The organism is Streptomyces sp. PsTaAH-137, from assembly GCF_003259365.1.
Classification (GTDB): domain Bacteria; phylum Actinomycetota; class Actinomycetes; order Streptomycetales; family Streptomycetaceae; genus Streptomyces.
Window position 1 is genome coordinate 128,771 of sequence record NZ_QLLY01000005.1, and the last position, 23,580, is coordinate 152,350.

Annotated in this window: 23 protein-coding genes; 12 read left to right on the forward strand and 11 right to left on the reverse strand. The window is 72.6% G+C overall.

Annotation, left to right across the window (positions count from 1 at the left end; translation table 11 throughout):
* Positions 1–29: 29 nt before the first annotated feature.
* Positions 30–467 carry an SRPBCC family protein gene (locus K377_RS12420; RefSeq protein WP_111663343.1) on the forward strand — a complete coding sequence of 146 codons (438 nt, stop codon included), beginning with the start codon at positions 30–32 and terminating at the stop codon, positions 465–467.
* A 106-nt stretch (positions 468–573) separates the two neighbouring features.
* Complete coding sequence (locus tag K377_RS12425) at positions 574–1,080, forward strand: DinB family protein (RefSeq protein WP_111663344.1); 507 nt, start codon at positions 574–576, stop codon at positions 1,078–1,080.
* 15 nt (positions 1,081–1,095) lie between these two features.
* On the opposite strand, the gene K377_RS12430 is transcribed toward K377_RS12425, so the two are convergent.
* Positions 1,096–1,620 (reverse strand): hypothetical protein, encoded by a 525-nt coding sequence (locus K377_RS12430; RefSeq protein WP_181512549.1) that lies wholly within the window; start codon positions 1,618–1,620, stop codon positions 1,096–1,098.
* Positions 1,621–2,016: 396 nt separating this feature from the next.
* Here K377_RS12430 and K377_RS12435 point away from each other — a divergent pair, with 396 nt between their 5' ends.
* Genes K377_RS12435 through K377_RS12445 form a run of 3 tightly spaced genes read left to right on the forward strand, consistent with a single transcriptional unit; the run spans position 2,017 to position 5,077 of the window.
* Positions 2,017–2,376: a hypothetical protein gene (locus K377_RS12435; RefSeq protein WP_111663345.1), complete on the forward strand. Its 360-nt coding sequence runs from the start codon at positions 2,017–2,019 to the stop codon at positions 2,374–2,376.
* Between the two features lie 5 nt (positions 2,377–2,381).
* The gene (locus K377_RS12440; RefSeq protein WP_111663346.1) at positions 2,382–3,410 is read left to right on the forward strand and encodes a caspase family protein; all 1,029 of its coding nucleotides are present in this window, start codon (positions 2,382–2,384) and stop codon (positions 3,408–3,410) included.
* The gene (locus K377_RS12445; protein ID WP_111663347.1) at positions 3,407–5,077 is read left to right on the forward strand and encodes a hypothetical protein; all 1,671 of its coding nucleotides are present in this window, start codon (positions 3,407–3,409) and stop codon (positions 5,075–5,077) included. The genes K377_RS12440 and K377_RS12445 overlap by 4 nt, the downstream gene beginning before the upstream one ends.
* Here K377_RS12445 and K377_RS12450 read toward each other — a convergent pair.
* Entirely contained in the window at positions 5,061–6,839 is a 1,779-nt protein-coding gene (locus K377_RS12450) for an APC family permease (protein WP_111663348.1), read from the reverse strand. The two genes, K377_RS12445 and K377_RS12450, sit on opposite strands and share 17 nt — an antisense overlap.
* Positions 6,840–6,990: 151 nt before the next feature.
* Here K377_RS12450 and K377_RS12455 point away from each other — a divergent pair, with 151 nt between their 5' ends.
* From K377_RS12455 to mnhG, 6 genes are read left to right on the forward strand one after another with little or no spacing between them, the layout of a single operon-like run.
* A complete protein-coding gene (locus K377_RS12455) occupies positions 6,991–9,882 on the forward strand; it encodes a Na+/H+ antiporter subunit A (RefSeq protein WP_111663349.1) in 2,892 nt (963 codons plus the stop codon).
* Positions 9,879–10,424: a Na(+)/H(+) antiporter subunit C gene (locus tag K377_RS12460; RefSeq protein WP_111663350.1), complete on the forward strand. Its 546-nt coding sequence runs from the start codon at positions 9,879–9,881 to the stop codon at positions 10,422–10,424. Before K377_RS12455 ends, K377_RS12460 begins: the two co-directional genes overlap by 4 nt.
* Positions 10,421–12,007 carry a Na+/H+ antiporter subunit D gene (locus K377_RS12465; RefSeq protein WP_111663351.1) on the forward strand — a complete coding sequence of 529 codons (1,587 nt, stop codon included), beginning with the start codon at positions 10,421–10,423 and terminating at the stop codon, positions 12,005–12,007. Before K377_RS12460 ends, K377_RS12465 begins: the two co-directional genes overlap by 4 nt.
* A complete protein-coding gene (locus K377_RS12470; RefSeq protein WP_111663352.1) occupies positions 12,004–12,585 on the forward strand; it encodes a Na+/H+ antiporter subunit E in 582 nt (193 codons plus the stop codon). Before K377_RS12465 ends, K377_RS12470 begins: the two co-directional genes overlap by 4 nt.
* Complete coding sequence (locus K377_RS12475) at positions 12,582–12,875, forward strand: monovalent cation/H+ antiporter complex subunit F (protein ID WP_258395025.1); 294 nt, start codon at positions 12,582–12,584, stop codon at positions 12,873–12,875. The genes K377_RS12470 and K377_RS12475 overlap by 4 nt, the downstream gene beginning before the upstream one ends.
* Positions 12,872–13,237 carry a monovalent cation/H(+) antiporter subunit G gene (gene mnhG, locus K377_RS12480; RefSeq protein ID WP_111663353.1) on the forward strand — a complete coding sequence of 122 codons (366 nt, stop codon included), beginning with the start codon at positions 12,872–12,874 and terminating at the stop codon, positions 13,235–13,237. Before K377_RS12475 ends, mnhG begins: the two co-directional genes overlap by 4 nt.
* Here the strand turns inward: mnhG and K377_RS12485 are convergent.
* Genes K377_RS12485 through K377_RS12510 form a run of 6 tightly spaced genes read right to left on the reverse strand, consistent with a single transcriptional unit; the run spans position 13,227 to position 19,237 of the window.
* Positions 13,227–14,090, reverse strand: a complete 864-nt coding sequence (locus K377_RS12485; RefSeq protein ID WP_375605921.1) for a phosphogluconate dehydrogenase C-terminal domain-containing protein — start codon at positions 14,088–14,090, stop codon at positions 13,227–13,229. The two genes, mnhG and K377_RS12485, sit on opposite strands and share 11 nt — an antisense overlap.
* Positions 14,087–14,887: a sugar phosphate isomerase/epimerase gene (locus K377_RS12490; protein ID WP_111663354.1), complete on the reverse strand. Its 801-nt coding sequence runs from the start codon at positions 14,885–14,887 to the stop codon at positions 14,087–14,089. The genes K377_RS12485 and K377_RS12490 overlap by 4 nt, the downstream gene beginning before the upstream one ends.
* Entirely contained in the window at positions 14,887–15,657 is a 771-nt protein-coding gene (locus tag K377_RS12495; RefSeq protein ID WP_111663355.1) for a triose-phosphate isomerase family protein, read from the reverse strand. The genes K377_RS12490 and K377_RS12495 overlap by 1 nt, the downstream gene beginning before the upstream one ends.
* Positions 15,657–16,130 (reverse strand): ribose-5-phosphate isomerase, encoded by a 474-nt coding sequence (locus K377_RS12500; protein ID WP_111663356.1) that lies wholly within the window; start codon positions 16,128–16,130, stop codon positions 15,657–15,659. Before K377_RS12500 ends, K377_RS12495 begins: the two co-directional genes overlap by 1 nt.
* 21 nt (positions 16,131–16,151) lie before the next feature.
* Entirely contained in the window at positions 16,152–17,879 is a 1,728-nt protein-coding gene (locus tag K377_RS12505; protein ID WP_111663357.1) for a dihydroxyacetone kinase family protein, read from the reverse strand.
* Positions 17,876–19,237 (reverse strand): MFS transporter, encoded by a 1,362-nt coding sequence (locus tag K377_RS12510; RefSeq protein WP_111663358.1) that lies wholly within the window; start codon positions 19,235–19,237, stop codon positions 17,876–17,878. Before K377_RS12510 ends, K377_RS12505 begins: the two co-directional genes overlap by 4 nt.
* Before the next feature lie 254 nt (positions 19,238–19,491).
* Between K377_RS12510 and K377_RS12515 the strand changes: the two genes are divergently transcribed.
* A complete protein-coding gene (locus K377_RS12515) occupies positions 19,492–20,253 on the forward strand; it encodes a FadR/GntR family transcriptional regulator (protein ID WP_111663359.1) in 762 nt (253 codons plus the stop codon).
* A gap of 49 nt (positions 20,254–20,302) precedes the next feature.
* Here K377_RS12515 and K377_RS41650 read toward each other — a convergent pair whose 3' ends face one another.
* From K377_RS41650 to K377_RS12525, 3 genes are read right to left on the reverse strand one after another with little or no spacing between them, the layout of a single operon-like run.
* Positions 20,303–20,467: a hypothetical protein gene (locus K377_RS41650; RefSeq protein ID WP_181512569.1), complete on the reverse strand. Its 165-nt coding sequence runs from the start codon at positions 20,465–20,467 to the stop codon at positions 20,303–20,305.
* Between the two features lie 50 nt (positions 20,468–20,517).
* Positions 20,518–21,459: a GNAT family N-acetyltransferase gene (locus tag K377_RS12520; protein ID WP_258395026.1), complete on the reverse strand. Its 942-nt coding sequence runs from the start codon at positions 21,457–21,459 to the stop codon at positions 20,518–20,520.
* The gene (locus K377_RS12525; RefSeq protein ID WP_181512551.1) at positions 21,456–23,570 is read right to left on the reverse strand and encodes a peptidase C14; all 2,115 of its coding nucleotides are present in this window, start codon (positions 23,568–23,570) and stop codon (positions 21,456–21,458) included. Before K377_RS12525 ends, K377_RS12520 begins: the two co-directional genes overlap by 4 nt.
* Between the last annotated feature and the right edge of the window lie 10 nt (positions 23,571–23,580).

Here is a 23,580-nt window from a genome sequence, read left to right on the forward strand (position 1 = left end):
TCCCCCACGCGACACCACAAGGAGCGACCATGGCTTCCACGTCCGTCTCCCGCACCGTCCCCGCCTCGCCCGACCGGGTGTGGAGCCTGATCGGCGGCTTCGACGCCCTGCCCGACTGGCTCCCCTACATCTCCACGAGCACCGCTCTGGAAGGCGGCCGGGTGCGCCGCCTGACCAACCCCGACGGCGACCTCATCGTGGAGCGGCTGACCGGCTTCGACGAGACCGGGCGTCACTACAGCTACGCCATCCTCGAAGCGCCGTTCCCCGTCGAGGGCTACCTCTCCACGATCCGGGTCCACACGGTCCCCGGCCGCGACGACCTCGCCGAGGTCCAGTGGTCCGGCCGCTTCCATCCCCGGGGTGCCACCGAGGAGGAGGTCGTCGAGCTCTTCACCGGCATCTACGCCGACGGGCTCGACGCGCTGCACAGCACGCTCGCTCAGGACGTGCCGTCGGAGCGGTGAAGCGCGCCCGGCACCGCGCGGGCCACCGGGGGAGGGTGCCCGGCCGTGGGACACGGCCGTTCAATTGCCTCGACAGCGATCACCCCGGCGGGGCACCCTGCACCCGATGACCAGAATCGATGACACACCCATGACGTGGGACGAGCGCACTCAGCTCACCACGTTCCTCGACTACACACGTGACACCGCCCGCGCCAAGTGCGAGGGAATCTCGGAGGAGGACGCCCGCAGGGCGCTTCTGCCGGGCTCGCCGCTGATGACGGTGAGCGGGCTGATCAACCATCTGCGGTGGGTCGAGTACTACTGGTTCCAGGTGGTTCTCCTCGGGGAGGAGGACCGGGGGCCGTGGACGGACGAGGATCCCGACCGGGAGATGCGGATCGCCGTGGAGTTCCCGGTGAAGCAAGTGCTCGACGAGTACGAGGCGCAGTGCGCCCGGAACCGGGAGCTGGCCTCCGCGACGGACCTGGACGCGCGGGCCGAGCGGGCCATCAGGGACGGGCGCCATGTCGACCTGCGGTGGATCCTGCTCCACCTGACCGAGGAGACCGCCCGGCACAACGGGCATCTGGACATCCTGCGGGAGATGCTCGACGGCACGACCGGCTCCTGAGGCCCGCCAGGGCGGTCAGTGGCCGGCGAGGAGTTTGACGCCGACCACGCCCAGACCGATCACGGCGTTGAGGACGCCGGTGACCGTGGCGCGCGGGATGCCCGCCCCGATGCTGCGGCCACCGGCGAAGCCCCACAGCGCGAGCGCCGCGACCTCGCTGTAGACGGAGACCCACAGGGCGGTGTCGAGGTGCAGCGCTCCGGCCGCGGACAGGCCGATCAGGAGCAGCGGTCCCACGGCGCTGGTCAGCAGGGGGCTGCTGACGAACAGGACGTGCCGGATCTCGTGCGCGCCCGGACGGCTCTTGTGGGCGACCGGGTGCGCCTGCAGATCCGCGACGAGGGTCGCCAGCCACAGGCCGAGCGCGGTGACGGCGACGGCGACCGCGGCGCCCGAGTGGCTGGGGTGGCCGCTCATGGCGAGGCCCACCAGGACGGCGAGCAGGGTGAGCGAGGCGTAGATGCGCTCCTTGAGCCGCTCGCCCCACACCGCCGCCCGCTCGTGCGCACCGGTGTCCTGCCCCGCGCTGTCGTCGCTCACCTCGATGATCCTTCCCGTACATCGCCGCTGTCGTCGTCGCGAACGTACACAGCCGCCCGCGCCCGGCACCGTGCCAACACGGCCGGGACCCGTTCGTCGTGCCCGATGAGCCCGCCCCCACACGGTGTCACGCACGACGAAGCCGACCGCACGCCCCCTCGCCCGCCTCCCCGTGCCTACCCGGCAGCGCCGAGGACGGCGGCCGGAGGAGGAGGCGCTCGGCAGCGACAGTGCGCGGAGCGCGGCAACGGGAAACAGCGTCAAGTGGTGAACCTGGAGGGCCCGTTGACCGTGTCATGAGCGTGTAACGGTGATCGGCGGGCCCTCGCGCCCCGACCGGCCGCCTGGCAGACTGACAAGGATGCTCCGACCGCCTCGGGGGAGGAACCGGACGGTATGACAGCGACGATCTCCGTGAGGGTCGAGGGCCCCGTCGGGCTGGACGAACCAGAGGAACTCCGCGCCGAGCTGGCCCGGGAGACCGCGCTCCAGTGGCGGCTCGAAGCGGCGGACGAGGAGCGGGACACGCTCGACGGCGGGACGGCCGCCGCCCTGTTGATGGCGGTCCTCACCAGCGCGACCGGGGCCGTGGTGCAGGCCGCGGCGCAGCGCGCCATCGACGCGTGGCGCGAGCGCCGGCTCGACCCGCCGACCGTCACCGTCGTCGTGGTCCAGGCGGACCAGCGGGCCGAGTTGCCCGAGGAGGGCGCCGACGGCACCGACGGCGAGCCGCCCGCCCTTCCCGAGGGGAGCTGAGGACGATGGCCTCCCGGGCCCTGGTGATCGGTGTCGGTACCTACGAAGTGAACTCGGGGATGAGCGGCTATCCCACGATCGAGACCAGCGCCCGTGCCTACGGGGACGCGCTCGCCCAGGACCCGCGCTGGGGCGACACCGCCCGCTCGGTGATCCTCTCCGACGGCGCCGCGCGCACCGCGGACGGCGTGATGCGCGCCCTGCACGACGCCGCGTCGGCGGGCGAGGGCCCCGAGGACACCCTCCTCGTCGTGTACGTCGGGCACGGCGCGTACTGGAAGGACGTGCCCGGCGGCCAGGTCCACTTCGCCGTGGGCTCCTCGTACCAGAACGAGCCGTGGACGTGGCTGTCGTCCTGGTACGTGTACCGGGCGATCCGGCAGAGCAGGGCGGGGCTCAAGGTCCTCATCACCGACTGCTGCTACTCGAACCTGCTGCCGCATCTCGGCCCGGAGTCGCCGCTCCCGGGCATCCTGGGCACCCGCTCCGACGGCACCTGTGTCTTCAGCGCGGTCAGCGGCGACGTGCACAACGCGTCGGCGGACGCCTGCGCCAATCTGCCGAGTCCGCTCGACGGCTGCACCCCGTTCAGCGGCCATCTGCTGAACGTGCTGGGCCAGGGCATGTCCGAGCACGACGACGACCTCACGCTCGGCGCCCTGCGCGCGGGCATCGACGAGGACATGCAGTCGTGCGGGGTGCACGACGCGCCCCGGATGCTGCTCAACGACGCGTCCGAGGCGGCGTCGCTGTTCACCAACCACGCGAAGGGCCGCCGCACGCCCGGCCGTGAGCCGCAGACCGAGGACGACTGGGTGCGCGAGCTGAGGCTGTACGGCGAGCGCAAGCTGCGCAGCCTGATGCAGAAGCCGGATCTGGCGGGCCGCGTCGTGGTCCGGCTGAAGTCCGGCGACGAGCAGAGCCGCGACCTGGCGAGCCGGGTCGAGCGCCGCGCCGCCACGCTGCTGCCGAACCCGGCGGACTTCGTCCGCTACTGGGGTGAGATCGAACCGGCGCTCCTGGGCGGCGCGTGAGCGAGCACAACGGCGCCGCGGGCGCCCGCCGCACCCACCTGCTGTTCCAGCCGGACGTGGCGAAGCTGCTCACCGAGGACTACGCGTGGGTGACGCAGGTCGACGGGCCGCAGTTCGCCCGGATCCTCGACCAGATGCGGTCCACCCGCAGCGAGGCCATGGCGATGCGCGCGCTGCACGCCTTCGCGCTGCGCCGCGGTGTCCAGGATCTGGTGGAGCTGGCCGACGGGTTCGACGCCCGCGACGCGGTCATGATCATGGCGACGGCGGCGCTGGCCCGGCCGGTCAGCGAGGCCGCCGAACTGGCGATGCTCCAGCAGGAGATGGAGGCGGGCCGGGCCAGCGCGCCGATCACCGCGAGCATCGTGCACGACGTCGCCTGCCAGCGCACCGCGTTCGACGTGGCGGTCTTCGTGCGGGTCGTCCGTGACCGGTATCCGCAGCTCGCGGACGGGACGGTGGCGGTGTTCGGCGGTCCCGACTCGGGCCGCACCAACCTCGACAAGGCGCTGCTGCACACCGCGCTGCTCGACGAGAAGTGCCCGGACCAGGCCGACCAGCTCCTCAGGCTGACGCTGCGCGTCGTCGCCGCTCACGCGCCCGGCGGCCCGGAGGGGCAGGGCGAGGAGATCGCCGACCTCGCGGGCGCGTTCCTCCACCTGAGTCCGCACGGGCAGATCCTGGAGACCTGGGCGCAGACGCAGTTGAGCGCGGCCGACGCCAAGCAGGTGGACCGGGCGCGCAAGCTCATCGCCCGGCTGATCGCCCGCCGCGGCACGGGCCACGACGCGCTGGCCGCCCACATCGGCCGCACCGCGCAACCGCGTGACGTGGTCAAACTCTGCGCGCTGCTGACCCGCGAGGAGGAGTCGCCCGCCAAGTCCGAGCTGCTGCGCCGGCACGCGGCCGGACAGCCGAACGTCCAGGGACTGGCCAAGCTGGTGTCGCTCTGGCACCGGGACCCGGTGCTCACGGCCGGGACGCGTGAGCTGCTGGCCGACATCGTGACCGTGCCCGCGGGACCGGACGCCGTGCCGCGCTCCCTCGATGTCCTCGCGCAGCTGTGCGACTGGCTGAACGAGGAGGAGGGCGGCGACCAGACCTGTGTGGCGCTGCTGTGCCACATCGCCGCGGTGCAGGTGCGCGGGCGCTCCGGGGACGAACTGACCGAGCTGCTGAACCGCATCACGCGCAACCGCGAGCGGACCCGGGCCGCGCACGAGGTGGGCCGCCAGCTCGCCGTCGCCGTGATGGAACCGGGCGCCGACCGGGAGTGGTTCGTCGACTGCCTGGTCGTGCTTCAGGGGAGCCGGCACGCCGAGGCGGTGGGGGCCGCCTGCCGTGAGCTGTCCGACCCCTCGGCGTCGCAGGGGGCGGACGCGCTGCTCGTCGCCGCCGTCGCCCGGCTGCTGCACGTCGCCGGTCTGGAGAACGCGGCCTGGACCCTGCTCGAACGGTTCCTGGAGAACGAGCAGTTGGTGCAGGCGTCCGACGTGCTGTGCGTGGTGCGGGGCGTGCTCGCGATCCCGCTGCCCGACGCGGAGCTGCTGCTGCGCGCCACGGTGGGCCGCTGGTCGGACGTGCGGCACCGCGACGAGGCGGTCGACACGCTGCGCGCGGAGGGCCTCGGCCCGCAGGCCGACTGGATCGTCAAGTCTCTGCGCTGACCCGCGGGCGCGGTGCCTCGCCCTGGTGCGGCAGGGTGGGTTTGACGCGGTCCATGTAGCGGCGGGCGGCCCGCACGAGCAGCGGGAAGACCAGGACGGCCGCCAGCACGGAGACCGCGCGCGTGAGCGGCGCCGTGTGCTCGCCGAACAGTGCGCGCAGCCCGGTGCAGCCGACGAGTACGCCGATGTAGCCGACCAGCAACAGCAGCGGCGGCACCGCGGGATCGCCGCGCCGGGTGAACCGGGACACGTGCTCGCGGGCGTCGTAGTGGCGCAACACCCGCCCGATGTACGGCAGATCGCGCACGGCGAGCCAGGGCAGCGCGAGCAGCAGCGCCGCCCCGGTGCCCACGCCCGCCATGCCCCGCCAGACGTCCGCCCAGCCCGCCTCGTGGATGACCACGGCGACCGCCACGAACCCGGCGTAGGCCAGGCACCAGCGGACCGCCTTGCGCAGCCCGGTCGCGTCGGTGCCGGGCAGCGCGACGAGCACGACGCCCGGCATGGCGTAGACGACCATGATCGGGACGCTGTTGAGGGCGACCAGTTGCTCCCAGTTGCCGCGCACGAGGGCGAGGGTGGTCAGGCCGATGACGAGGTTGACGATGAGGATCATCCAGTACGCGTCGATCTCGGCCCCGCGGAACTTGAAGGAGGCCCGGCGCGCGGTCTGCAGTCCGCGGTGGGTGAGGTGGGCGCGGCTGAGGGCCGCGACCTCGCGGGTGAGGGCGTGGGTGAAGACGATGCCGGAGCCCATCGGGGACAGCACGGCGTTGAGCCGGATCAGCCAGGCCAGCCAGCTCATCGAGGCGGCGGTGGCGAACTGGGCGTAGGGCGACTGGAGCAGGTCCGCGGCGAGCGCGCCGCAGTGCCGGGCGAACACGTACTGCAAGGCGGTGTAGAGGGCGACGGCGCCGACCAGGGTGCCGTAGACCGCCCAGCGCAGCCGGGCCGCCTCCCCCATGCCGCGGCGCTTGATGTTGCCCGCGAAGTCCAGGGGCGCCTGGAAGCCGATGTACGCGTAGATGATGCCGCCGCCGAGCACCACGTACAGCGCCGAGAAGTGTCCGGCCTGGCCGCGCAGCTGGTCGGCGCCGCCCGACTGACCGCTCAGGTACCAGGCGTCGCCGGGCGCGCAGGAGCCGATGGTGTCGGTCGCGGCGAAGGTGAGGCAGACGACGATGAGCAGCGGGACGAGCACCTTGATCACGGTGAGGAACAGGTTCAGCCGTATCAGCCGCCGGGCGGGCAGCAGGTTGAAGCCGACGACCACGATCATCAGGAGTACCGCGCACAGGGCGCCGGTGAGCGACAGGTCGTTGGCCCGGTCCATGCCGAGGGGCAGCCCGGCCACGTCGGCGCCGACGTGGCCGCTGCGCAGCAGGGAGGGGAACCAGTGGGCGAGGCCGCGCACCATGGCGGCGGCCTCGCTGGCCGGGTTCACGGCGTAGACGATCCACAGGGCCGCGGCCACGACGGTGGCCACGAGCGGCCCGGCGGCCTGGAGCGGCAGGAAGATCAGCCCGCCGGTCTTGGGCGCGGCGATGCCCAGCTCGACCATCACGGCGGCGATCAGCAGCATCACGGCGCCGCCGATCACCCAGGCCCACACGGCGTCCTCGCCCGCCGCCCAGTGGGCCTGCCCCGCCGCGAGGAGCCAGCCCGAGCCGACGACACCGCCGGCGGCGAGTCCCACCAGATCGAGAACGGACAGCCGCCGCCCCTCGTCCACGTCCTGCGCCGAAGCAGTCCGGGCATGCATGTGACCCAACTCCCTCCCCCGTCCCTGGAGTTGTAGCTGGCCAGGCTATCCCCGTCGCGGTACGGGCGTCAGATGAACGGCACAACGATCCGTGCACGCCACCCGGCGCGTCTCACCCGCTATGCACCATAAGTACAGATATGCATGGTTCATGACCTTGTTGGTCCTCGCACACTTCGCCGTCGCGCTCTGCGCCGCACCGCTGGTCCGCAGAGCGGGCCCGCGCGCCTTCCTCGTGCTCGCCCTGCCGCCCCTGGCGGCGCTCTGCTGGGCGCTCTCCCGGTGGGGCGACGTGGCGTCGGGGCGGCCGAGCACCGAGACCTGGTCCTGGATCGGGGCGTACGACGTCGAGGCCGCGTTCCGGCTCGACGCGCTGTCGCTCGTGATGGTGCTGCTGGCGGCCGGGATCGGGGCGCTGGTGCTGGTGTACTGCGCCGGTTACTTCCGGCCCGGCACCCGCCAGTTGGGCCAGTTCGGCGGGAACCTCCTCGCGTTCGCGGGCGCGATGCTCGGCCTGGTCCTGGCCGACGATCTGATGATCCTCTATCTGTTCTGGGAGTTGACGACCGTCCTGTCGTTCCTGCTCATCGGGTACGACAGCGAGAAGCGCGGCAGCCGCCGCTCGGCGCTCCAGGCGCTGACCGTCACGGCGGCGGGCGGGCTCGCGATGTTCGTCGGGTTCCTGATGCTCGGGAAACTCGCGGGGACCTACCGCATCTCGCGGATCGTCGAGGCGCCGCCCGCGCCGAGCGCCGCGCTCACCGTGGCCGTGGTGCTGATCCTGTGCGGGGCGCTGGCCAAGTCGGCGGTGTGGCCGCTGAGTCTGTGGCTGCCCAACGCGATGGCCGCGCCCACCCCGGTCAGCGCCTATCTGCACGCGGCGGCGATGGTCAAGGCGGGCGTCTACCTGGTCGCGCGGCTCGCCCCGGCCCTCTCGGACGTCACGCCGTGGCGGCCGGTGCTGCTGACCCTCGGCACGGCGACGATGCTGCTCGCCGGCTGGCGTGCGCTGCGGCTCAACGACATCAAGATCGTGCTCGCCTACGGGACCGTCAGCCAGCTGGGGTTCCTCGTCGTGCTCGCGGGCGCCGGGACGTACGACACCGCGCTCGCGGCCGTCGCGATGATCCTGGGCCACGCGCTGTTCAAGGCCCCGCTGTTCCTCGTCACCGGCATCGTCGACCACGCGGCGGGCACCCGCGATCTGCGGCGCCTCTCCGGCGTGGGGCGGTCGCTGCCGTGGGTGTGCGCGGTCGCCGTCGTGTCCGGGGCGTCGATGGCCGCGCTTCCGCCGCTGCTCGGCTTCGCCGCGAAGGAGGCCGCGTTCGACGCGCTGGCGCACGGCGGCACCGGCGAGCGGTGGTCCCTCGCGCTGATCGTCGTCGGCTCCGCGCTCACCACCGCGTACACCCTGCGCTTCCTGTGGGGCGCCTTCGCACGCAAGCCCGGCGTCGCCGACACCCCGGTGCACCGGGTCGGCGCGGGGCTGCTCGTCCCGCCCGCGCTGCTCGCGCTCGGCAGTCTCGTGTTCGGCCCCGGCATCGGCCTGTTGGCCGGGCTCTTCGAGGAGTACGCGCACGCCTACCCAGTGCCCGAGCACCCCTACCACCTCGCGCTGTGGCACGGCTTCGGGCTCGCGCTCGGTCTGTCGGCACTCGCCTGGGCGGGCGGCGCCGCGCTGTTCCTCGCGCGGGAGCCGGTGGTGCGGCTCGGCCGGCGGCTCGCCTGGCCCAAGGCCGACGAGGTGTTCGGCCGGATCGTCCTCGGCCTGGAACGCTCGTCCCTCCAGGTGACGGGCTCGGTGCAGAAGGGCTCGCTGCCCGCGTACGTGGCCACGGTCCTCGCGGTCATGCTCGCCGGGCTCGTCGCGGTCCTCGCCACCGACCTGCCCTGGGCCGGCACCCCCGCGCCCCGCGTGTGGGACTCCCCGTGGCAGGCCGGTGTCGGCGCGCTGACCTGCGCCTGCGCCCTGATGTGCCTGCTGGTGCAGCGACGGATGAAGGCCGCCGTGCTCGCGGGCCTCACCGGGTACGGCACGGCCGCGCTGTACATCGTGCAGGGCGCCCCCGATCTCGCGCTCACCCAGTTCGGCGTGGAGACCGTGTCGACGGTGGTGCTCGTGCTCGTCCTGCGGCGCCTTCCGGTGTTCTTCGGCGACTCCCAGAAGATCCGCCGCCGCCTGACGGGCGTGCTGCTCGCGCTGGGCAGCGGCGCCGTGGTGGCCTGCGCGGTGTGGCTCGCGGCGGGCGCGCGCACCGCGGAACCGGCCGGGGCCGCGATGACCGAGGAGACCGCGCACCACGGCCTGAAGGACGTCGTCGCGACGATCCTCGTGGACTACCGGGCCTGGGACACGATGGGCGAGTCCGCCGTCCTCGCGGTCGCGGTGCTCGGCGTGACCAGCCTGCTCTACGTGCACCGCAGGCAGGGCCGGGCGGCCTCGCCCCCGACCCGGCTGCCGGGCGGGGTGACGGCGTGGTCGCTGGCCACGTCCCGGCTCCGGGTGCCCGCCAAGTACCGGCAGGGCGCGCCGGAGCGCAGCTGGCTGGTGGCCGGGGACACGCTCGCGCCCGAGCACCGGTCGGTGGTCTTCGAGGTGGTGGCCCGACTGGTCTTCCACCCGATCCTGATGCTGTCCGTGTATCTGCTGCTGTGCGCGGAGAACCTGCCGGGCGGCGGCTTCGTCGGCGGCCTGGTCGCCGGGGTCGCGCTGACCATCCGTTACCTCGCGGGTGGCCGACACGAGTTGGCGGCCGCGGCCCCGGTGCACCCGGGCTTCTTCACCGGCCTCGGCCTCGCCCTGTCGACCGGGGTCGCCCTCGTGGGTCTCGCCGACGGGACCGTGCTGCACGCCTGGACCTGGCACGGGCATCTGCCGCTGATCGGCGACTGGCACGCGGGCACCGCCGTCCTGTTCGACCTCGGCGTGTATCTGCTGGTGCTGGGCGTGGTGCTCGACGTCGTCCGCGCCCTCGGCTCCAAGATCGACCAGCAGACCGAGTACAGGGCGGGTCTCGCGCTCGCCGGTGAGGAGCGCCGGTGACCGTCAGTGCGACCCTGCTGGTCTGCGGCATCGTGCTGGTCGCCGCGGGCGGGATGCTGATCCTGACCCGCAGTCTGACGCGGGTGCTGATCGGCATCATCGTGTGCGGCAACGGCGTCAATCTCTTCGTCCTCGCCTCGGCCGGGCGGGCGGGCCTTCCCCCGCTGCTGTACCCGGGTGTCTCGCACGCCCGGGTGACCGATCCGCTGCCGCAGGCCATCGTGCTGACCGCCGTCGTGATCACGCTCGCCACCACGGCGTTCGTGCTCGCGATGGCCTACCGCAGCAGCCAGTTGACCGGTTCGGACTTCGTGCCGGACGACATCGCCGACCGGCGCGTGGTGCTGCGCGCCCAGATCGCCGAGGAACGCCACGAGCTGCGCGAGCAGCACCGCGAGGAGGGCAAGCGGGCCTGGCGCGAGGAACGCCGCGAGCAGCGCCACCGGATCCGCGCGGACCGTGCCTTCCAGGCGCGGGCCCGGGACTCGTCCGGCGACCTGTGGGACGACGTGCTCGGCACCGATCCGGAGGAGACCCGGTGAACGCTCTCGTTCCGCTGCCCGTCGTCATGCCGCTCACGGTGTGCGGCCTGAGTCTGTTCATCGGGCCCCGGCTGCGCTGGCTGCACCGGCTGATCACCGTCGGGGTGCTCGCCGGGGTCGTCGCCGTCGACCTGGTGCTGCTCGTCGAGTCCGACCGGATCGGCCCGCTCGTGGTGCATCTCGGCGACTTCGGGCCGCCGCTGGGCGTGACCCTGGTCGCCGACCGGCTGGCCGCGCTGATGCTGACCGTGTCCGGCGCCGTCACCCTCATCGTCCTGGTGTACGCGATGGGCCAGGACATGGCCGACCGCGAGGAGAACGCGCCGCTGGCCGTCTTCCACCCGGCGTACCTGGTGCTGGTGTCCGGGGTGTCGCTCACCTTCCTCGCGGGCGACCTCGTCAATCTCTACGTCGGCTTCGAGATCATGCTGATGGCCAGCTTCGTGCTGCTGACGGTGGGCGCCACCGAGCCGCGCATCCGCGCCGGTTCGACCTATGTCGTGGTCTCTCTGGTCTCCTCCCTGGTGTTCCTGGCCGGAGTGGCCGTGACGTACGCGGCGGCGGGCACCGTGAACTTCGCTCAGCTCGCCGTGCGGCTGCCCGAACTCCCGCTCGGTGTACGGACCATGGCCGAGGTGCTGCTGCTCACCGTGTTCGGGGTGAAGGCCGCCGCGTTCCCGGTCGCGGCCTGGCTGCCGGACTCGTATCCGACGGCGCCCGCGCCGGTGACGGCGGTCTTCGCGGGCCTGCTCACCAAGGTCGGCGTGTACTCGATGATCCGCGCCGAGACGCTGCTCTTCCCCGGGAACCGGCTGTCGGCCGTCCTGATGGCGGTGGCGTTCGCGTCCATGGTCATCGGCATCATCGGCGCGGTCGCCCAGACCGACCTGAAGCGGCTGCTGTCGTTCACGCTGGTCAGCCACATCGGCTTCATGCTGTTCGGGCTCGCGCTCGGCAGCCGGGGCGGCATCGGCGGCGCGATCGTGTACACGGCCCACCACATCACCGTGCAGACGACGCTGTTCCTGGCGGCGGGGCTGCTGGAGAAGCGGTACGGGACCACGGAGCTGACCCGGCTCGGCGGTGCGGCCAGAACGGCCCCGCTGCTGGCCGCCCTGTGGTTCGTGCCCGCGATGAACCTCGCCGGGATCCCGCCCCTGTCCGGCTTCATCGGCAAGCTGGGGCTGATGCGCGCGGGCGCGGCGGACGGCGGCGCCTGGGCGTACGTCCTGCTCGCGGGCGCGGCGGTGACGAGTCTGCTGACGCTGTACGTGATGGTGAAGGTCTGGAACCTGGCGTTCTGGCGGGGGCCCGCGACGACCGAACTCCCCGTGGAGGGCGATGTCCTGGAGGAGAGCGACGATCCCGACTCGGATCCCGAGGAGGGCTCGGGACCGATGACGAAGACCGTCGTGCGCACCACCGCCCGGATCCCGCGCGTGATGACGGCGGCGACCGCGGCGGCCGTCGCCCTCGGCCTCTCCTACACCGTGCTCGCCACCCCGCTCACCGGCCTGGCCGACCGCTCGGCCGCCGAACTCCTCGCCCGTACCCCCTACGTCAAGGCGGTGCTCGGACCGTGAACTCCCCCGCTCTCGCGGCGCGCCGGCGCCGCCTCGACTGGCCGCTGATCGCGTGGCTGACCGTCATCTGGATGCTGCTGTGGTCGGGCCTCACCTGGGGCAACCTCATCAGCGGTGTCGTGGTCGCGGTCATCCTGTGCCTGGCGTTCCCGCTGCCGGCCGTCGACCTCGATCTGCGGCTGCGTCCGCGCGGCATTCTGCGGCTCGCCGGATATCTGCTGGTCGACATGGTGACGTCCAGCGTCGTCGTGACCCGGCACGCGCTGACGGGGCGCCGTCGTCCGGCCGCCGTGCTGCGGGTTCGGTTGCGCTGCCGTACGGATCTGATGATCGCGGCGACCGCCGTCGCCGTCTCCAGCGTGCCGGGCGGCGCCCTCGTCGAGGTCAACGCCGCGACGGCCACCCTGTACCTGCACGTGAGCGACGCCGACGACCCGGCGACGGCACCCCGCTCGCGCCGCGACGTGTGGCGCCTGGAGGCCCTGGTCGTACGGGCCTTCGGTACGCGCGAGGAGATCGCCCGGATCGCGGCGGACCCCGATCCGTCCTCCCCCACCGGAAAGGAGAGCGGCTCGTGAGGCTGGCCAACGACATCCTGCTCAACGCCGCCCTGACCCTGATCGTCCTCGCGGGCGTGCTGTTGCTCATCCGCATCTGGCGCGGCCCTTCGATGCTGGACCGGGCCGTCGCCGTCGACGTGGCGGCGGTGCTGATCATCGCGGGGATCGGGGTGGACGCGGCGATGACCCGGACCCGCTACTACCTGTCGATCATGCTGGTCCTCGCCTTCCTCGGCTTCACCAGCTCGGTCGGCATCGCCCGGTTCATCGCCTCCCGCGACCGCGCGGGCACCAAGGAGCGCCCGTGAACGCCTGGCAGCAGACGGCCGATCTGGCCGGCTCGATCCTGCTCTTCCTGGGTGCCGCGGTCTGTCTGGCCGGCGTCATCGGGATGCTCACGCTGCCCGACGTCCTCACGCGCAGCGCCACCGCGACCAATCCGCAGACGTTCGGGATGCTGCTGCTCGTGGCCGGTCTCGCGCTGCGGCTGCGCTCCGGGGTCGACCTCGGCACGCTCGCCCTCGTCGCCTTCTTCCAGCTCCTGACCAGCGCCGTCGCCGCCCACTTGGTCGCGCGAGCCGCGTACCGCACCGGCCAGACGGGCGACTGCGCCCTTCTCTACGACGAGTTGAGCGCCCCGGAGAGCGGTCGGCGGCCGCCTAGCGCTTGATCTCCTTGATCTTCAGCATGCGCGTGATGACCTTGTCGAGCTCGGCGTCGTCGAAGACCTTCTTCCAGTCGTCACGGACGATCGACTCACGGCCGTAGTCCATGGCGATGAGGCACGCGTCCGAGAACGGGTTCGAGCCCTTGAGGGTGTTGGCGAGGGCCACCTGGGTGTGGCCGAGGAGCATCGCGCGGGCCGCCTTCTCGGGGACGCCGACGGTGTGCACGGTCTCGTGCAGAGCCTCGGTGAGCAGCGCGCCGACCATGCAGGCGATGGTCTCGACGAGCGTCGGCTCCAGGACGGCGAGCTGCTTGACGGTGACCCAGTGGACGTCGACCACGGGCGCGTACATGACGCGGATGACGGAGTCGGCGAGCGCCTGCTTGTCGGCGTCGCCGCCCTCGTACGCGGCGACGACCTCCTGCGGGGCGGCGATGCCGCCGAAGGTGTCCTGCCACTCCTCCTTGGTGGTGCGCTCCAGGAAGACCGACGGGTGGCAGGGGTGGGCGCAGGCGTAGTGCACGTCGTCGCGGGCGAGGAGCAGGCCCGCGTAGGCGGCGGCCGGGTCGAGGGTGAGGACGACGGCGCCGGGCTTCATCAGCGGCACCAACTGCTCGGAGACGGTGCCGAGGACGATGTCGGGGACCGCGAGGATCACGACGTCGGCCTCCTTGGCCGCGACGTCGGAGTCGGTCAGTTCGCGGCCGAGGGAGCGGATGAGTTCCTGCCCCTTCTCGGACGCCTCGCTGAAGAGGACCCGGAAGTCGCTCTTCACCAGGTTGTTGGAGACCCGCTGGCCCATCTTGCCCGCGGCCCCGATGACGGCGACGGTCTTGTTCTCGGTGGCCATGGTCATGCGCTCCTCAGAAGGGTGGTGATGCTGGTGTGCGTCCACTGGTGTTCGAGCCGGACGGTGGCTTCGAAGCCCTCGTCCTGCCACGGGAGCCAGTGCTCCACGATCTGGTTGATGCCGCGCTCGTGCGGCCGGACCGCCGCGATCATGGCGGCGTGGTCCAGGAGGCCGGTGCCCAGCGGGCAGCCGGCGTAGGTGAAGCCGACCCAGCCGTCGCGGCGGGTGAAGGCGAAGTCCTTGACGTGGATGTTCACGGTGTGCGCGGCGGTGGCCGCGACGACGTCGGCCGGGCGTTCCAGGCGGGCGACGCTGTTGCCCGGGTCGAGGACGATGCCGAGGTGGGGGTCGTCGATGGCGCGGACGATGCGCATCAGGTCGTCGGTGGCGATCTGCTCGTACGTCTCCAGGCCGAGGGTGACCCCGGCCGCCGCGTACCGCGGCACGGCCTCGCCGAGCAGGGCCGCGGCCTCGTCGACCGTGGGCCGCAGGGCGGGCGTGTGGGTCATGGAGCGGACCAGCTTCACGCCCAACTGCTCGGCCATGTCGAGGTACTTGAGCAGGTGCTCGGGGGTGATGCCTCGGGTGCCGAGTTCCAGGGTGAGGCCGAGGTCGCGGGCGGCTTCCTTGACGTCGGCGAGGCGCGCGGCGTCGTAGGTCTCGATGGCCGGGTAGTCGCAGATCTGGAAGACCTGTCCGCCCAGTTCCTTGGTGTCGACGAGCATGTCGAGGAGCGACAGCGGCTTGGGCGCGCGCTCGGAGATCCGCCAGAAGTAGGCGTAGGTGCTGATGCCGTACGCCATCACGCCACCGCCGCGGGGGACTTCATGGCCTCGATCTCGTCGAGGATCCGGCCGACGGCCGCCGGGTCGTGGGCGAAGCGGCCCAGGAAGAGTCCGCCGGTGGAGTCGCCGAGCCGGGTGAGCAGGCCGGGGCCCGCGCTGCCGCCGTAGATCACGGTCGAACCGGCGTGCTGCGGACGGGAGTCGAGCCATGCGCGCAGCGCGCCGCACACCGTCGTGATGTGGTCGGGCGAGGCGGGTTCGGGGGCGCCGATGGCCCACTGCGGCTCGTAGGCGAGGACGACGCTGCCGCGCAGGCCGTACAGGAGGCGGGCGGCCTCGGCGACGGTGCGGCGGGCGGCCTCCGCGGGGTCGACGGGGTCGAGTTCGCCGACGCACAGGACGGGCGTGAGCCGGTTGCGCAGCGCGGCCGCGGTCTTGGCGGCGACCACGGTGTCGCCCTCGCCGTACAGGCGGCGCCGCTCGGCGTGGCCGACCTCGGCGTAGCGGCAGCCGATCTCCCACAGGTAGGAGCCGGAGACCTCGCCGGTGTACGCGCCGGCGTCCTCGGTGGCGATGTCCTGGGCGCCGACGGCGACGGCGCTACGCGCCAGGATGCCGGCGACGGGCACGATCGCCGGGAAGGCGGGGAGCACGAAGAGGCGGGCGGCGCCGCTGGTGACGGCGGGGTGCGTGTCGGCCAGTTCGACGGTCTTGCGCGCCCAGTTGAGGGTGTCGTGGTGGCCGAAGTACATCTTCAGGCTCACCCCGAGCAGGACGGGGGGTGTCATCACGCGGCCTCGGACTCGCTCTCGTAGTCCACCATGAGCTGGACCTTCGCGGCGGACGGGGAGGTCTCGTCGAAGCGGTAGGTGAGCCATTCGGCGGCGAGGCGGCGGGCCAGTTCGAGGCCGACGACGCGCTGGCCGAAGGTCAGCACCTGGGCGTTGTTGGAGAGGATCGCGCGCTCCACGGAGAAGGAGTCGTGGGCGGTGACCGCGCGGATCCCCTTGACCTTGTTGGCGGCGATCGCGACGCCGAGGCCGGTGCCGCACACGAGGAGCGCCCGGTCGGCCTCGCCGCGGGCGACGAGTTCGGCGGCCGCGATGGCGATCTCGGGGTAGGCGGTGTGCCCGTCGGCGTCCACGCCCACGTCGGTGACGGAGGCGACGAGGCCGCTGGCCTCGAAGTCCCGCTTGAGGGCTTCCTTGTACTGGAGTCCGGCGTCGTCGCAGCCGACGACGATCCGCAGCTTGTCGCTCATCTCTGGTGTCCTTAGGGGGAGTTAGCGGCGGGGGGCGAGCGCGCCGTGCACGGCGCGGACGATCAGGGCGAGGGAGTGCGCGCCTGCGTCGGGCGTGCCGAGGGACTTCTCGGCGTGCGGACGGGCGCGGCCCATGCGGGGCAGCAGGTGCGCGGTGTCGCGGGCGGCCCGCTCGGCGGCGGTGGCGGCGGTGTCCCAGGCGGCGGTCAACTCCGCTCCGGACGCGACCTGTTGGTACAGGTTCTCGGCGAAGGGGACGAGGACGTCGACCATGGTCTTGTCGCCGACCTCGGCGCCGCCGGTCTCGCGGACGCCGTCCGACGCCGCGCGGACTCCGTGGGCGACGGTCGCCGGGGTCGGCCGTTCGGTGTCGCCGAGCGCGTCGGCGAGGGAGCGCAGGATGATGCCCCACAGGGCGCCGGAGGTGCCGCCCGCCTTGTCGGCCCAGGCGTCCCCGGCGGCGGCCAGCAGCGAACCGGCGCCCGCTCCGCAGGCCGCTGCGCGTTCGGCGGCCGTGTGGGCGCCGGCCGAGCCGCGCCGCATGCCGATGCCGTGGTCGCCGTCACCGGCGACGGCGTCGATGCGGCCGAGTTCGTCGGCGTGCGTGTCGACGGTCTCCTTGAGGCGGCGCAGCGCGTCGAGGGCGGTGGCCGCGGCGGCCCGGGACTCCTCGGTCGCCTCGTAGGACCGCTCTTCGGGCGCCGTGTCGTCCGGCTCCTCGTCGGCGGGGGCGGCCTCGGGGACCGCGCCCTTGCGGAAGGCGGGGGTATCGGCGGGCGCGGTCCACAGGGCTTCGAGGTCGTCGTCGAGCCAGGTCAGGGTGAGGGAGACGCCGGCCATGTCGAAGCTGGTGACGAGTTCGCCGACCTCGGGGTCGACGATCGTGACCCCGGCCTCGTCGAGCAGCCGGGCCACGCGGCGGTAGACGACGAAGAGTTCCTCGTACTTGACCGAGCCGAGGCCGTTGAGGATGACGGCGGCGCGCTGTCCGCGCGGGCCCGTGACGTCCTCGGGGAGTTCCTTGAGGAGCGCGGAGACGAGGAGATCGGCGGCCTCGTCGGCGGTGGGCACGGCCTCCTCGCCGATGCCGGGTTCGCCGTGGATCCCGAGGCCGACGGCGGTGCGGCCCTCGGGGACGGTGAACAGGGGGTGGTCCGCGCCCGGCAGGGTGCAGCCGGAGAAGGCGATGCCGAAGGAGCGGGTACGGGCGTTGGCGCGCTCGGCGACCTGCGCCACGTCCTCCAGCGGTCGGCCCTGTTCGGCGGCGGCGGACGCGGCCTTGAAGACGGGCAGGTCACCAGCGATGCCGCGGCGCTTGTGGGACTCGGCGGGGGCGGCGCTGGATATGTCGTCGGTGACGGCGAAGGTGCGGGTGGGTATCCCGTCGGCGGTCAGGGTCCGGGCGGCCTGTCCGAAGTGGAGGACGTCGCCCGCGTAGTTGCCGAAGAGGAGGAGGACGCCGCCGTCGGCCTGGGCGGCGCGGGCGACCGTGGCGATCTGCTGGGCGGACGGCGAGGCGAAGACGTTGCCGACGGCGGCGCCGTGCGCGAGGCCTTGGCCGACGAGCCCGGAGAAGGCCGGGTAGTGGCCGGAGCCGCCGCCGATGACCACCGCGACCTGGCCGGGCGTCCTGGCGGTGGCGCGGACCACGCCGCCCCGGACGGGGCGCACCCAGCGGCGGTGGGCGGCGGCGAACCCTTCGAGGGCCTCGTCGGCGAAGGCTGCGGGGTCGTTGTAGAGGCGGGTCATCGCAGGAGGTCCTTCTCGGTGGTGGTGCGCGTGCGGGAGGCGAGCCGGATCATCAGCGCGGCGGAGAGCAGCATCAGGGCGCCCACTAGGTAGAGCGGCACGTAGTAGGCGCCGGTCCAGTCCTTGAGCCAGCCGGTGATGTAGCTGGCGGCGAAGCCCGCGAGGTTGCCCGCAGTGTTGATCAGGGCGATGCCCGCGGCGGCGGCCGCTCCGGTCAGGAAGCGGGAGGGCAGGGCCCAGAACACCGGCAGCGCGGCGAAGATCGAGCAGGCGGTGACGGTGATGACGGCGACGGTCGCGGTCGGCGAGCCCATGTACAGCGCGAGCGGGATCGAGATGCCGCCGACGATCGCCGGGGCGGCGACGTGCCAGGTGCTGGTGCCGTGCCGGGTGGCGTGGCGGGACCAGAAGAAGAGGACGACGGCGGCGGGCAGGTACGGGATCGCGGTGATCCACGCCTTGTCCATCACGCTGAACGTGGTGTCGTACTGCTCCTGGAAGCCGTTGATGATCGTCGGCAGGAAGAACGCGAGCGCGTACAGGCCGTAGACGAAGCCGAAGTAGACGAGGGCGAGGGTCCACACCCGGCCGTTGGTGAAGGCGGCCTTCAGGTCGCCCTTGGCATGGGCGGCCTCGTGGCCGGTCTTGCCGGAGTTCTCGGCGGCGAGTTCGCCGGTGAGCCAGTCCTTCTCCTCGGTGGTGAGCCACTTCGCGTCGGCGGGCCGGTCGATCAGGTAGAACCAGGCGATGACGCCGAGCAGGATCGCCGGGATGGACACGAAGAGGAACATCACGCGCCAGCCCTCCAGGCCGAACAGGCCGTGGTGGCCGATCAGCCAGCCCGCGAGCGGGGCGCCGAAGACCGTGGTCAGCGGCTGGGCGAGGTAGAAGAGGCCGAGGATCTTGGTGCGGTGGCGGCTGGGCACCCACTGACTGAGGAAGAGGATGGCCCCGGGGAAGAAGCCGGCCTCGGCGACGCCGAGCAGGAAGCGCAGCGTGTAGAGCTCGCCGCTGCTGTTCACCCAGGTGAAGAGGAGCGAGACGATGCCCCAGGTGACCATGATCCGGGCGAGCCAGCGGCGGGCGCCGAAGCGGTGCAGGGCCATGTTGCTCGGGATCTCGAGCACGATGTAGCCGATGAAGAAGACCCCGGAGGCGAAGCCGAACTGGGCGGCGGTGAGTGCCAGGTCGTCACCCATCCCGTTGGGTTCCGCGAACGACACGGCGGTCCGGTCCAGGTAGTTCACGAAGAACATCAGGGCCACGAAGGGCACGAGACGGATCGAGATCTTCCTGATGGCCGACGTCTCGACGGCTGATCGCGACTCCGGCACGGGTGGCGCGGTGCTGGCAGGCATGGCGGCTCCTCGACTCTCCGGACAACTCTGTCCGGACTGGCGGCACTCTCGGCGCACGGGACACGTCAGCGGGGGCTGACCCCACCCGGTGGGCCGATCCGGTCGTCACGCTATGCCCGATTCTCAAATTGGTCACCAATTTACCAATGTGGTGAGCGTCGCACTTCCCCGTCGTGGTTGAACCCTTGACAAAGCAGGTGGGAGGGCGCAGAACGCGGGCGGGAGCCGGTCGCGGCGGGCGGTCTGGTCTACTGGTGACCGTGACCAGTCAGCCCGCTTCCGCCGCCTCAGAACCCCAGCCGGACCTCGCCCGGCTCCTGCGCCCCGTGGTGCGGGAGTCCTCGGTGAGCGAGGTCGCCAAGCGGCTGCTCGACCACCTCTCGGCGGGCAACATCAGGCCGGGCACCCGGCTGCCGGCCGAACGCCAGCTCGCCGAGGCGCTGGGCGTGGCGCGCTCCAGCGTGCGCGGGGCGCTGTCCGCGCTCGACGTGCTCGGCATCGTCGAGATCCGGCCGGGTTCGGGGTCGTACGTGCGCGAGGGCACGTCGGAGTTCCTGCCGCGCGCGATCAACTGGGGCCTGATGCTCGGGCAGCGGCGCACCCAGGACCTGGTCGAGGTGCGCACGTACATGGAGGGCGTCTCGGCGCGGCTCGCGGCCGAGCGGGCCACCGACGAGGACGTGGCGCGCCTGGAGGAGCACCTGCGGGACATGCGCGAGGCGGGCGGGGACGTCAAGGCGTTCGTCGACGCCGACATCGCCTTCCATCTGGAGTGCGCGAACATCGCGCGCAACACGGTGCTGAGCGACATCCTGCACAGCATCCGGGCGCTGCTCCAGGTCTGGATGGAGCGAGTGAACGACATCGAGGGCACCGTCACCGGCACCCTCTGCGAGCACGACGCCGTGCTGGAGGCCATCCGGTCGCGCGACCCCGAGGCCGCGGACCGGGCGATGGCCGAGCACATGCGGATGGCGAGCGAGCGGCTGCAGACGTCCATCGGCGACCTCGCCTGAGACGCCCGCACCGCACGCCAACACCCCTTTACCTAATGGGACTTGGGGCCTACTCCGGCCGGGCGTCCCGCTCCTTCGCGTGGGCGGCGATGTCCCGGCCGACCTGGTGGCCGAAGACCGTCGCGGGGCCGATGTTCGCCCCGTATCCCGGGTAGCCGCCGCCGAAGACGGAGACCGCCGAGGTGCCCACCGCGCACCAACCGACTCGGCGCACGCGGCGCAGGCCGCGAGCTGGGCCAGCCGGACGGCGTGCTCTCGGGAGGATCAGAAGGAGTCGCCGTACCAGTAGGCGGCGCCGGGCGCGGCCACTGTCCGTTCCACGGTGCGGGCCGGGGTGAGCAGCGGACGGTACATGCCTGTCGTGTCGGTCCCCCTCGTCACGGCGCCGGACCGCAGCAGCCGGGGCAGGGCGTGCTCGGCGCCGGGCGAGGCCGGGACCGCGGTGCGGGCCCGGACGGCTCCGGCCGCGCGGGCGCGGACGGCGAGTGCCGCATACAGGGTGCCCAGGCAGTCGTCGGCGGCGACCGCGGCCTCCAGCACCTCCGCCGTCCCGTCGGCGATCCGGGCGACGAGCCAGCCGCGCAGCCCGCCCGCGCCGTCCTCGGCCACCAGCTGGAGCGTGTCGGCGCCGTACCAGGCGGGCACCCGCACCCGCCAGTCGTCGGCCGAGCGAACGGAGCTGAGCGGCCGGTGGGCATTGTGGGCTTCCTGGAGGCGGGCCAGTGGTGCGCGGTCGACGGAGCGTGCCTCGCGTACGCCGCCGGGGGCCTCCGGCGCTGCGGCGAGCGGCCCCTCGGCGTGCGGCCGCGCGAACGTCCGCCATCCCGAACTCTCGTACACGCCGGGCGTGCCGGTGAACAGCAGGGACCAGCCGCAGCCCTCCCCGGACATGGTCGCCGTCGCCTCGGCGAGCAGCGCGCGGACCAGTCCCCTGCCGCGCGCCTCGGGCCGGGTGGCGACGCTGCCGATGCCGCCGATCCGGTGCGGGACGCCGTGCACGTCGCGCACCGTGCGGGGGACGTACACGACGACGGCGTCGAGGGCTCCGTCAGGTCCGGCGGCGACGAAGGTGCGGTGGTGGCGGCCGTCGTCGAGGGCGTACAGCGCGGGCAGGTGCGGGGCGTCGCCGAAGCACCGGGCCCACAGCGCGTACAGGGCGGGTTCGTCGGCGGGGGTGGCGGTGCGGATCACCGGCTCAGGGATCACAGGAGGAGGTTTCCCTCGGTGCGCACGTGGTCGCCGTCCTTCGGCAGGGCGCTGCGGATGGTTCCCTGCTCGACGCAGGCGGTGTGGAGGACGTCGGCGCAGGCGGCGGGCTCCAGGTGCAGGCGGCCGCCGGTGAAGCGGCAGCCGGTGGCGGCGTAGTGGTTGGTGCCGTCGGCGATCCGGACATGGGCGGTGGCCGCGTCGTCGGTGCTGGACGCGGTGCCGGTCAGCTGCCAGGTGACGGTGCCGGAGCCGCCGGCGGCGCGGCCGAGGAGCGCCTTGGCCTTGTTCGTTCCGGTGATGCGGACGCCCCCGGCGATCTGGAGGCGCTGGTCGCGCACGGCGCTCAGTTCGATGCCGGTGTCGGTGAACGTGCCGCCCTCGATGACGAGTTGGGCCGACCCGACGGACAGCGGCGCGGCGGCCGGGGCGCCCTCGACGGTGCAGTCGGTGAGGTGAACGGGGCCCGCGCCGCGCAGGACGAGCCCGTCGGCCTCCTTGATCACGCAGCGGACGAAGTGGACGGGCGCCGTCACCGGGGTCTGGACGAGGACGGTGCCCGCGGGCGGGCTGAAGACGCAGTCGCTGATCACGGTGGGCCGCGTGGAGCGCGCCGAGCGCTGGGCGACGGCGAAGGTCTTCGCGGTGCAGCCGCGCAGTTGCGCTCCGTCGGCGTTGACGGTGAGGGTGCCCGCCCGGTCGAAGGTGGGGCGGGCGATGACGGTGACGTCCTCCAGGGTCAGATCGGTGATCTTCGTGCTGGCGGTGAACCAGGAGCAGGTGTGCCGCCGCACGGTGATGCGTTGGGCCGAGATTCCCCACTGCGCGCCGGAGTTGGCGATGTCCATCAGGCCGGAGTTGCCGTCGAAGAGCAGGTCGTGCTCGTACTGGCCGTGGGTGGTGAAGGGGTTGCCGCCCGCGTCGTCGCCGTCGCCGTGACAGTTGACGACGGTGCAGTAGGCCGATGCCGTCAGGTCGTTGAGGTGGCGTACGTTGCTGGTGGTGCAGTCGGCGATCCGGCCGTAGAGGCAGTAGATCTGCTGGGTGAGATAGCCGGCGCCGCCGTATTCGACCGTCGGCGGGTTCTTCAGGGAGCACTGCTCGGTACGGAACCGGGTGCACCAGCGGCGCATGATCACCGGCCAGAAGGAGCCGGTGGCGTGGATGCCGGAGACGTCGCAGTCCACCGCGTACTCGTAGGACACGGGGTGCGAGCCGGTGTACTCGTCGTCGCCCGCGCCCTCGAAGACGAGGTTGCGCACATGGGCGGCGCGGACGGGTTCGACGCGGGTCCAGGTGAGGGTGCGGCCCTGGGCGAGGGGCCAGCCGTTGAGGTAGCCGACGCGGATGTGGGTGCCGTCGACGATCTCGGTGATCTCGACGAGCTTCTGCAGTTCCCGCTCGTCGCGTCCGCCGCCCGCGACCGGGTCGACCTGCACCGTCCACCACTGGCCGACGGTGAAGACGGCCGCGTCCGGCACGGGGAAGGTGTCGGTCAGCTCGATGACCTCGGCGGGCAGTGCGTAGGTGTGGGTGGTGTCGGTGGGGGTGCCGCGGAAGGCGAGGACGGCGCCGAAGGGGTTGTCGTGGGTGTTGGCCTCGATGCCGGTGGTGAGCATGCGGTGGCCGTGGAAGTCGAGTTCGATGCGGGAGCGGTGCCACAGATGGCGCTTGGTGAACAGGAGGTCGGTGTGGGCCTCGATGCGGTGGACGGCCGGGTCGTCGACCATGGCGTCCAGGGCGGCGTCGGCGGGGGTGTCGGCGTCGAAGTGGCCGAAGGTGCGGAAGTCGAGGACTCCGGTGTGGAGTTGGTGCCAGCGGCCCCGGGCGGTGGTCTTGGCGGGGGCGATGACGGTGCCGCCGTTGTGGGCGGCCCGGGAGCCGGCGTCCCAGCGGACGGCCATGCCGCCGCCGTCACCGGGCGTGCGGTAACCGGCGACGATCACGACCGCCCCGTCCCGAACACCCTTCACCGCCCGCAACGCGGCGACGGTGTCGACGTACGCGGCGTCTTCCCGGGCCGCCGCGTACGCCGTGCCGGGGGCGGCGGTCAGGACGCCCACCCCGGTCAGCCCGGACAGCAGCAGGGCCCGTCTGCGTGACTCGTCCATCGGGACGTCA

What these genes read in the sequence shown, in the direction of transcription:
- K377_RS12495 (WP_111663355.1), bottom strand. Translation starts at nt 15,657, where the DNA reads ATGACACCCCCCGTCCTGCTCGGGGTGAGCCTGAAGATGTACTTCGGC.
- K377_RS12450 (WP_111663348.1), bottom strand. Translation starts at nt 6,839, where the DNA reads ATGCATGCCCGGACTGCTTCGGCGCAGGACGTGGACGAGGGGCGGCGG.
- K377_RS12510 (WP_111663358.1), bottom strand. Translation starts at nt 19,237, where the DNA reads ATGCCTGCCAGCACCGCGCCACCCGTGCCGGAGTCGCGATCAGCCGTC.
- K377_RS12490 (WP_111663354.1), bottom strand. Translation starts at nt 14,887, where the DNA reads ATGGCGTACGGCATCAGCACCTACGCCTACTTCTGGCGGATCTCCGAG.
- K377_RS12420 (WP_111663343.1), top strand. Translation starts at nt 30, where the DNA reads ATGGCTTCCACGTCCGTCTCCCGCACCGTCCCCGCCTCGCCCGACCGG.
- K377_RS12500 (WP_111663356.1), bottom strand. Translation starts at nt 16,130, where the DNA reads ATGAGCGACAAGCTGCGGATCGTCGTCGGCTGCGACGACGCCGGACTC.
- K377_RS12440 (WP_111663346.1), top strand. Translation starts at nt 2,382, where the DNA reads ATGGCCTCCCGGGCCCTGGTGATCGGTGTCGGTACCTACGAAGTGAAC.
- K377_RS12455 (WP_111663349.1), top strand. Translation starts at nt 6,991, where the DNA reads ATGACCTTGTTGGTCCTCGCACACTTCGCCGTCGCGCTCTGCGCCGCA.
- K377_RS12525 (WP_181512551.1), bottom strand. Translation starts at nt 23,570, where the DNA reads ATGGACGAGTCACGCAGACGGGCCCTGCTGCTGTCCGGGCTGACCGGG.
- K377_RS12505 (WP_111663357.1), bottom strand. Translation starts at nt 17,879, where the DNA reads ATGACCCGCCTCTACAACGACCCCGCAGCCTTCGCCGACGAGGCCCTC.
- K377_RS12435 (WP_111663345.1), top strand. Translation starts at nt 2,017, where the DNA reads ATGACAGCGACGATCTCCGTGAGGGTCGAGGGCCCCGTCGGGCTGGAC.
- K377_RS12425 (WP_111663344.1), top strand. Translation starts at nt 574, where the DNA reads ATGACCAGAATCGATGACACACCCATGACGTGGGACGAGCGCACTCAG.
- K377_RS12485 (WP_375605921.1), bottom strand. Translation starts at nt 14,090, where the DNA reads ATGACCATGGCCACCGAGAACAAGACCGTCGCCGTCATCGGGGCCGCG.